Genomic DNA, 7881 nt, shown 5'->3' with positions numbered 1-7881 from the left:
GAATACCCGCGGAAGAGAGCGAAATACCCGCGAAGCGAGAGCGAATACCCGCGGAAGAGAACGAAATACCCGCGAAGCGAGAGTGAATACCCGCGAAGCGAGAGTGAATACCCGCGGAAGAGAACGAAATACCCGCGAAGCGAGAGTGAATACCCGCGGAAGAGAGCGAAATACCCGCGAAGCGAGAGCGAATACCCGCGGAAGAGAACGAAATACCCGCGAAGCGAGAGTGAATACCCGCGGAAGAGAGCGAAATACCCGCGAAGAGAGTGAACCCCCGCGAAAGGGAAGGAAATGGCATACCTGAGCAGTTTGTTTTCTCGACACACCCGAGCCGTTAATATGTAGCCTTGTTCTTTTTTCATCCGCCACAACATGCTACAATAAAGAGATTGAAATGGAGGATGTACGAATGTCAGCACCCGTGAAAAAAAATGACCGATTAACAGTTTATATAGAAGATTTAACACATGATGGCAATGGCGTCGCAAAGGTCGATGGCTATCCATTATTTATCCAAGGTGCACTTCCTAATGAAACAGCGGAAGTACATGTTGTAAAAACATTAAAAAACTACGGCTTTGCGAAGGTCGTAGAAATTCTCGAGCCATCACCAGATCGTGTAGATGCGCCTTGTGAATATTTTAAACAATGTGGCGGCTGCCAATTACAGCACCTGTCTTATGAAGGACAGTTAAAATGGAAAGAAAACATGGTGCGTAATGTTATGCAACGCATTGGTAAAATTGATGCGCCTGTTCTACCTGTGAAAGGTATGGAAGAGCCTTGGCATTACCGTAATAAAGCGCAAATACCTTTTTCCTCAAATGAAGCAGGACAAGCAATTGCTGGTTTCTACAAAACGAAGTCTCATAGCATTGTGGATATGGAGCGATGCTTAATTCAGACTGGGGAAGCGGACGCTATTCTTGCAGGTTTGAAGAAGGAACTAGTGGCAATCGGTGTTCAACCATACAACGAGCTATCACATGAGGGAATGCTGCGCCATGTAGTTGTTCGTAAGGCACGAGCAACTGGTGAAGTGATGGTTGTTCTCGTAACTAAAAAGAAAAAGTTCCCGCAAAAAGAAGCCGCTGTTGCGACAATTCAGAAGCTTGTTCCGAATGTCACATCCATTATGCAAAACATTAACAGCGACAAAACGAACGTTATTTTCGGTGATGAAACCGTAAATCTGTGGGGTAAGGACGTTATTATTGATACAATTGGCGATGTTCGCTTTGAAATTTCAGCCCGCTCATTTTATCAAGTAAACCCTGAGCAAACGGAAGTTCTATACAAACAAGCATTAGACTACGCTGACTTACAGGGTGATGAACGAGTAATTGATGCTTACTGTGGGATAGGCACAATATCATTATTCCTTGCACAACAAGCAAAGGCTGTTATGGGCGTTGAAATTGTCCCGCAAGCGATTGAAGATGCAAAACGTAACGCAGCACTAAATGGCTTTACGAATACGTATTTCGAGGCTGGGCCAGCAGAGGAAGTTATTCCACGTTGGTATAAGGAAGGTAAGGAAGCAGATGTTTTAGTAGTTGACCCACCACGCAAAGGTTGCGATGAGGAGCTTCTTCAGACGATTTTAGAGCAACGTCCTAAGCGTGTTGTTTATGTGTCCTGTAACCCAGCTACATTAGCACGTGACCTTCGAATTTTGGAGGATGGGGGCTATCGAACGCAGGAGATTCAACCTGTGGATATGTTCCCGCATTCGACGCATGTAGAGGTTGTTACGGAACTAACTCTAAAGGAGCGATCATAATGGACGCAGCAAAAAAATGGCTCTCTATCCCGAAAGATATCAGAGAAATGCTCGTGAAAAACGTATTTTGTGGCAATTGTGGTGTAACGGCAATTGTGAAGTACACGATACAAGAGGGAGAATTTGCCCCTGTATTGAAGGGGAAATGCAAGACTTGTGGTAGGGATGTTGCTCGGGTGATTGATTAGTAAATGATAGAATTCTGAAAGGATGGAGTGAATATTCCATCCTTTTTGTGTAAGCATGGAAGGGTTTTGGTTGAATCTTATGCTTGAATAGAAGAGGTTACTTTTGATATATGTGATGAAAATTATACACCTCATAATTGGTATCAGAACATTATAATAGGCAGTTCAAGAACGGGGTTTGAAATCAAAGGGTTTATAATTCGATTGCTTTATGATAAATTAACCGTTATCTTGAATTGCTTTTTTATGTTTTTGGAATAAAGTGTCCACTATTCGGGGTTCAGTTCAAAAATCTATGCCATCTGCTTTTTGTTTATAAACATACCATTCAGGACTGATTTTCGTTAAAATAAACATTGCAGATCATCACAAATTATAAATGTCCAAATGTACTTGTGTTTGATATTCAGTTATTGAGCATGATATAAGTGTAAAAGAAGTGGAACATTGGGCTTCATATTTTTTGACCGAGAGTTTGAAGTTGTACCCACAGTGAGAGGATTTGAGTTTGAAATGATAGATAATTTTTGGCGTGATTTACCACGACCATTTTTTGTACTTGCACCAATGGAAGATGTGACGGATGTTGTTTTTCGTCATGTCGTAAGTGAAGCCGGTCGACCGGACGTATTTTTCACAGAGTTTACAAACTCTGATAGCTATTGTCATCCAGAGGGCATGAAAAGTGTGCGTGGTCGTTTGATTTTTACAGAAGATGAACAGCCAATGGTGGCACATATTTGGGGTGATAATCCCGAATATTTCCGTCAAATGAGTATTGGTATGGCAGAGCTAGGTTTTAAAGGCATCGATATTAATATGGGCTGTCCTGTACCGAATGTGGCATCGAGAGGGAAAGGCAGTGGCCTTATTCTGCGTCCGGACGTTGCGGCAGAGCTTATTCAAGCAGCAAAAGCGGGCGGATTGCCTGTCAGTGTGAAAACACGACTTGGCTTTAAAGAGGTAAATGAGTGGGAGGAGTGGCTAACGCATATTTTAAAACAGGATATTGCGAACCTTTCTATTCATTTACGTACAAGAAAGGAAATGAGCCAAGCAGATGCGCATTGGGAGCTAATTCCGGAAATCAAAAAATTACGTGACCGTATCGCACCAAATACGCTAATAACAATCAATGGAGATATTCCTGACCGTCAAACTGGACTGCAGCTTGCTGAACAATATGGTATTGATGGTGTTATGATCGGACGAGGTATTTTTAAAAATCCTTTTGCTTTTGAAAAAGAGCCAAAAGAGCATAGCAGTAAAGAGTACCTTGATCTTTTAAGACTGCAGCTTGATCTTCAAGATCAATATGCGGAAGCACTACCACGTTCAATCACAGGGCTTCATCGCTTTTTCAAAATTTATGTCAAAGGATTCCGTGGAGCTGGTGAATTAAGAAATCAATTGATGAACACGAAATCAACAGATGAAGTGCGTGCATTGCTTGATAACTTTGAATCAAATAATGTTGATTGACGATGACGGTAGAATGATGTAACTGCAAAAACATGAAAGAACGAATTCCAATTAATAAAAGGGATTCGTTCTTTTTGAAATTTATTATTATAATAAACCTTTTGAACGTTTTTCAGCCATTTCTACGAGGCGTTTTGTAATTTCTCCTCCGACTGATCCGTTTGCACGAGAAGAGGCTTCTGGCCCTAATTGTACATTAAATTCTTGTGCGATTTCATACTTCAATTGAGTAACAGCTTCATGTACACCAGGAACTAGAAGCTTATTTGAACTACGATTAGCCATTTATCTCACCTCCTTGTGATTAGAATGGTCGAGAGTTGGCTAATCATACATGTTAAAAAATAAAATGCACATTCTAAATACTATAGTAAAGTAACTTTTGGAAAGCTAACTAAAATTGTGAATGTCTCTGCTATAATAAAGTAATGCTACAATCTTGAAGATACGATTGTTAGAAGCGCTTTACAGCTAAAATGGAGGTTTTTTAAATGACGAACAATGATATTTTAATTCGTTTAAGATATGCATTAGATATCAAAAATAAAGATATGGTAGAAATTTTTAAGCTAGGAGGCATGGACTTTACGAAGGAAGAAGTATTGAACATGCTTATCAAAGTTAATGATGAGGAAGAAGCACCAGAAGAATACATTAAATGTAATAATAAAATGGTAGAGGCTTTTTTAAATGGATTTATTACATTTAAACGAGGTCCGCAAAAGCCTAAGTCTGGTCAGCCAGAAGGACCACCACCTGTGTCTGGAAAAGAAAGTCCTAATAATATGCTATTAAAGAAAGTGAAGATAGCGTTAGCCTTAACGAGTGAAGAGATGCTCGATATTTTATATGATGGTGGCGTTAGCGTTTCGAAAGGCGAATTAGGTGCCATTTTAAGAAATCCAAGTCATCGTAACTATAAAGAATGTGGCGATCGCTTTGTGAGGAATTTTTTAAGAGGGCTAACAGATAAATATAGAGATTAAATGGCTCGGTACTAAAAGCTATGCTGAAGCGTGAAGGCTGAGACGTGTCCTAGCGTTCTCTTTTAAGTAGTCAAGTGGAAATTTTAGTGAATAGCAAATAAATTAATCACAAAAAAAGTAGTTGCAACTTTGCAACTGCTTTTTTTATAAGGGTTATTACGTAAAAATCTATAATATGATTAAAATTTTCTGCAAAAAGCGCATTTTTCTTAGTCGAATGTGGTTGACAGTTTGTGACGGAATTGTGTACACTGAGATTGACATAAAGTTGTCACAAAGATGGAAAATAAATGTTCACGAACAGAGGGGTGCTTTTATGTTTACTTTAAAAATTTTATTAGTTGCTATCGCATGTGTTACTATTCCACTTGTAGTTGCTGCAATTATGATAGACATTTTTTATGCAGAAAAGAAACAAGTTCGTTTTTCATTACGCCGTACATCGATGTGGTATGTGAGTATGTTTGCAGTATCATTTATACCGGCAGTTTTAGTCATGACACTAAACGGATAAGTATTTTTAATATGAATAATCATTTAGGGGTAATTGATTATTTTAAATTATAGTAGCAGCTACAATATTGCGTTGTAGCTGTTTTTATTTACGCAAATTGTGGATGAGCCGAGAAAATTATGTAATAGTGTTCATTTCATACTTATAGTAAAATAGTAAAAAACATGTGTATTTTTATCTAGTGACATTGACTACTTTTACCTATTGTGTTAATTTTGGAAGGAAAAAGATGGGCAAATTTACCGAAAGGTAGAGACGCAAAGCTACAGGTCTAAGGTTTTAATTACTATGATGGCTGAGCTGCGAAGGAGTACTAGTTAAGTACATATAATTGCTAGTTATATTCTTTGAAGCCTATTTCTTTTGAAATAGGTTATTTTTTTGCCAAAAACATAATAAAGGGGGAAGTAATCATGAGGTTGTTAAAAAATGCTTCATTGAAAAACAAACTTTTACTAACGGTTTCTATAATTGTTTTACTTTTAATTGCTATTATTACTACGCAAAGTATTAGAGAATTAAACAATCGAATGTCTGTTGATTTAGAGCAAGAGTTGAAAAGTGTTGGTTTATTGACAGCTATGAATCTTAATAGTGATGATATTAAAGATTTGTTGTCTGAAAAGGGAGAAACGAATGCTGAATTTAAGAAAATTCAAAAGCAACTCGATAGGATTCAAGAAGAACAAGGAATTATGAGCTGGAGCTATATTTGGGATGTAAAGGATGCAGATGGCGTTACCCCAATAGGCTATACCTCTAATTTGAATGAAGTATATGAAGCGGGTGAACTCTTTACTGATTTAGCAGATGAACATGTAACAACAGCTAAATTGGCTATTAAAAATAATAGCACTGAAGTAACTGATATTTTCCAAGATCCTTATGGTTCATGGCGAACTGTATTTAGCCCTATTAAAGATGACAATGGCAAGCTCATTGCATTATTAGGTCTTGATTATTCTGCGGACTATATAAATACAATCATTAAAACAAGTATCATTAAACAAATTGTTATAGCTGTTATTGGAATTTTAATTTTATTAGCGTTACTTTACATAATTATTGATCGTCTATTAAAGCCACTTAAGAAAGTAGTAAATGCTGCAAATCAAGTAGCGAATGGGGAATTAGTAAATGTAGATTTAGAAATAACGAAGGACGAAATTGGAAATTTATCTGAATCGATTAATACGATGGTTTCGAATCTACAACATATCATTTTAAATATTAGAAATACATCTAATAACGTTTCTTCTGCAGCTAATCAGCTAACTGTGAATGCAGCAGAGACATATAACAGCGCAACAAATATTGCTCAAGATATGGGGCAAATCACGCAAAATGCTGAGGCTTCAATGGTTATGACTGAGGAAACTGCAGCGGCTATGGAGGAAACAGCTACAGGCATCCAGCAAATTGCTGACTCTGCTAATACAGCTGCTGAATCATCTATTTCTGCTTCTCAAGCTTCAGAACGTGGAAATCATGTTGTTCAACAAGTCATTGCACAAATGGAATTGATCAATGGTTCTGTTGAACAAATAGGGACAACAATAAACGGTTTACATATCAATACGAAAAAAATTAGCGATATCGTAAGTCTTATTACAGCAATAGCAGATCAAACAAACTTACTAGCATTGAATGCGGCAATCGAAGCTGCTAGGGCAGGAGAGCATGGGAAAGGTTTCGCTGTTGTCGCTGACGAGGTTAGACGATTAGCGGAGCAATCATCACAATCTGCAACGGAAATATACAATTTGATTAGTACAATTCAAGCTGATTCAAACGCTTCTATCACTGTTATGGAAAAAGGAAAAGAAGATGTAAAGGCGGGTATGGAGTTTACAAATGAGGTAGGGGAAATCTTTAAAGAAATTCTCACTTCATCAGAAGAAGTGGCAAGTCAGATTCGCGAAATTTCAGCTGCGTCTCAACAAATTTCCGCTTCTTCGGAGGAAGTCGCAGCATCTGTCAATAATATTAAGCAATCTGCGGAGCAGTCATCTGAATTCTCGTCGAACGTATCAAGCGCAACTCAAGAGCAATTGACGACCATGCAAGAGGTGAAAGAGGCATCTTCTTCATTAGGAAAAACAGCCGAAGAATTGCAGGTACTTGTAACAAAATTCAAATTGGAGAATGATCAATGATGGAAATTAATTTTAAAGGAAAAAATGTACTCATTACAGGTTCCAGTAAAGGAATCGGCAAAGCCATTGCTTTAGGCTTTGCCGAGCAAGGAGCCAATGTATGTATCAATTATATTGGTGATGACAACGAGGCAGAAGAGGTTCGTGCACAAGCGGAAAAGTTTGGTGTACAGGCTATGAAATTTAATGCAGATGTATCGGATTCTCAGCAAGTTCAAGCTATGCATCAAGCTATGGACAAACAGTTAGGCGATATTGATATTCTTGTCAATAACGCTGGATTTGCACAAGCTTCAAGCATTACAGATTTAACAGATGAGCAATGGGATAAAATGATTAAAGTTCATCTATACGGTTGCTTCTACAATTGTCGAGAGGCAGTAAAAAGAATGAAAGTACGAAACAAAGGAAAAATTATTAATATTTCTTCTGATATTGGTAGTTTAGGTTGTGAGGAATTTACGCATTATTCTGCTGCAAAGGGTGGCATCAATGCATTTACGAAGGCTTTGGCACGAGAGTTAGCGCCTTCGATATTAGTCAACGCAGTAGCTCCTAGTGGAACATTTACAGACATCCTAAAGGAATTTGGCGAAAATTATGTGGAGGAAGAGTCTGCTAAATATCCGTTAAAACGATTAGCTCAACCAGAAGAAATCGCAAAGAGCGTGTTATTTTTAGCTTCAGAAAATGCGAATTTCTATACGGGTCAAATATTAACACCTAATGGTGGAGTCGTTATGAACGGATAATGTGGGAAACTAAGGAG

9 protein-coding genes and 1 riboswitch are annotated in these 7881 nt (G+C 38.1%); of the genes, 7 read left to right on the top strand and 2 right to left on the bottom strand.

The window, feature by feature from the left end; genetic code table 11:
* On the bottom strand, nucleotides 1–365 hold a 365-nt coding region (locus tag ACQKN2_RS18735; protein ID WP_427416283.1), incomplete at its 3' end, for a hypothetical protein.
* A gap of 47 nt (nucleotides 366–412) precedes the next feature.
* On the opposite strand from ACQKN2_RS18735, the gene rlmD reads away from it, so the two are divergent.
* The 3 genes from rlmD to ACQKN2_RS18720 all read left to right on the top strand — a co-directional run bounded on the left by rlmD (nucleotide 413) and on the right by ACQKN2_RS18720 (nucleotide 3456).
* Nucleotides 413–1786 (top strand): 23S rRNA (uracil(1939)-C(5))-methyltransferase RlmD, encoded by a 1374-nt coding sequence (gene rlmD / locus ACQKN2_RS18730; RefSeq protein ID WP_427416282.1) that lies wholly within the window; start codon nucleotides 413–415, stop codon nucleotides 1784–1786.
* Nucleotides 1786–1974, top strand: a complete 189-nt coding sequence (locus tag ACQKN2_RS18725) for a hypothetical protein (RefSeq protein ID WP_427416281.1) — start codon at nucleotides 1786–1788, stop codon at nucleotides 1972–1974. The genes rlmD and ACQKN2_RS18725 overlap by 1 nt, the downstream gene beginning before the upstream one ends.
* Nucleotides 1975–2466: 492 nt before the next feature.
* Entirely contained in the window at nucleotides 2467–3456 is a 990-nt protein-coding gene (locus tag ACQKN2_RS18720) for a tRNA dihydrouridine synthase (RefSeq protein WP_427416310.1), read from the top strand.
* Nucleotides 3457–3543: 87 nt separating this feature from the next.
* On the opposite strand, the gene ACQKN2_RS18715 is transcribed toward ACQKN2_RS18720, so the two are convergent.
* Entirely contained in the window at nucleotides 3544–3741 is a 198-nt protein-coding gene (locus ACQKN2_RS18715; protein ID WP_079562673.1) for an alpha/beta-type small acid-soluble spore protein, read from the bottom strand.
* Nucleotides 3742–3947: 206 nt separating this feature from the next.
* Between ACQKN2_RS18715 and ACQKN2_RS18710 the strand changes: the two genes are divergently transcribed.
* From ACQKN2_RS18710 to ACQKN2_RS18695, 4 genes are all read left to right on the top strand, one after another.
* Nucleotides 3948–4442, top strand: a complete 495-nt coding sequence (locus ACQKN2_RS18710; protein WP_427416280.1) for a DUF1456 family protein — start codon at nucleotides 3948–3950, stop codon at nucleotides 4440–4442.
* A gap of 316 nt (nucleotides 4443–4758) precedes the next feature.
* Complete coding sequence (locus ACQKN2_RS18705) at nucleotides 4759–4956, top strand: hypothetical protein (RefSeq protein WP_427416279.1); 198 nt, start codon at nucleotides 4759–4761, stop codon at nucleotides 4954–4956.
* A gap of 222 nt (nucleotides 4957–5178) precedes the next feature.
* Nucleotides 5179–5264, top strand: a riboswitch (cyclic di-GMP riboswitch).
* A 105-nt stretch (nucleotides 5265–5369) separates the two neighbouring features.
* A complete protein-coding gene (locus ACQKN2_RS18700; protein WP_427416278.1) occupies nucleotides 5370–7112 on the top strand; it encodes a methyl-accepting chemotaxis protein in 1743 nt (580 codons plus the stop codon).
* A complete protein-coding gene (locus ACQKN2_RS18695; RefSeq protein ID WP_427416277.1) occupies nucleotides 7109–7864 on the top strand; it encodes an SDR family NAD(P)-dependent oxidoreductase in 756 nt (251 codons plus the stop codon). The genes ACQKN2_RS18700 and ACQKN2_RS18695 overlap by 4 nt, the downstream gene beginning before the upstream one ends.
* Nucleotides 7865–7881: the final 17 nt, after the last annotated feature.

Origin of the sequence: Lysinibacillus sp. NPDC093688 (assembly GCF_050280145.1) — a bacterium.
GTDB classification, from domain to species: domain Bacteria; phylum Bacillota; class Bacilli; order Bacillales_A; family Planococcaceae; genus Lysinibacillus; species Lysinibacillus xylanilyticus_B.
Note: the sequence above shows the minus strand (reverse complement) of the source record. Positions and strands in the feature narration are given on the sequence as shown.

Bases quoted from the DNA above. Each gene is read 5' to 3' on its own strand.
- rlmD (WP_427416282.1), top strand. From the start codon at position 413: ATGTCAGCACCCGTGAAAAAAAATGACCGATTAACAGTTTATATAGAA.
- ACQKN2_RS18705 (WP_427416279.1), top strand. From the start codon at position 4,759: ATGTTTACTTTAAAAATTTTATTAGTTGCTATCGCATGTGTTACTATT.
- ACQKN2_RS18700 (WP_427416278.1), top strand. From the start codon at position 5,370: ATGAGGTTGTTAAAAAATGCTTCATTGAAAAACAAACTTTTACTAACG.
- ACQKN2_RS18725 (WP_427416281.1), top strand. From the start codon at position 1,786: ATGGACGCAGCAAAAAAATGGCTCTCTATCCCGAAAGATATCAGAGAA.
- ACQKN2_RS18695 (WP_427416277.1), top strand. From the start codon at position 7,109: ATGATGGAAATTAATTTTAAAGGAAAAAATGTACTCATTACAGGTTCC.
- ACQKN2_RS18710 (WP_427416280.1), top strand. From the start codon at position 3,948: ATGACGAACAATGATATTTTAATTCGTTTAAGATATGCATTAGATATC.
- ACQKN2_RS18715 (WP_079562673.1), bottom strand. From the start codon at position 3,741: ATGGCTAATCGTAGTTCAAATAAGCTTCTAGTTCCTGGTGTACATGAA.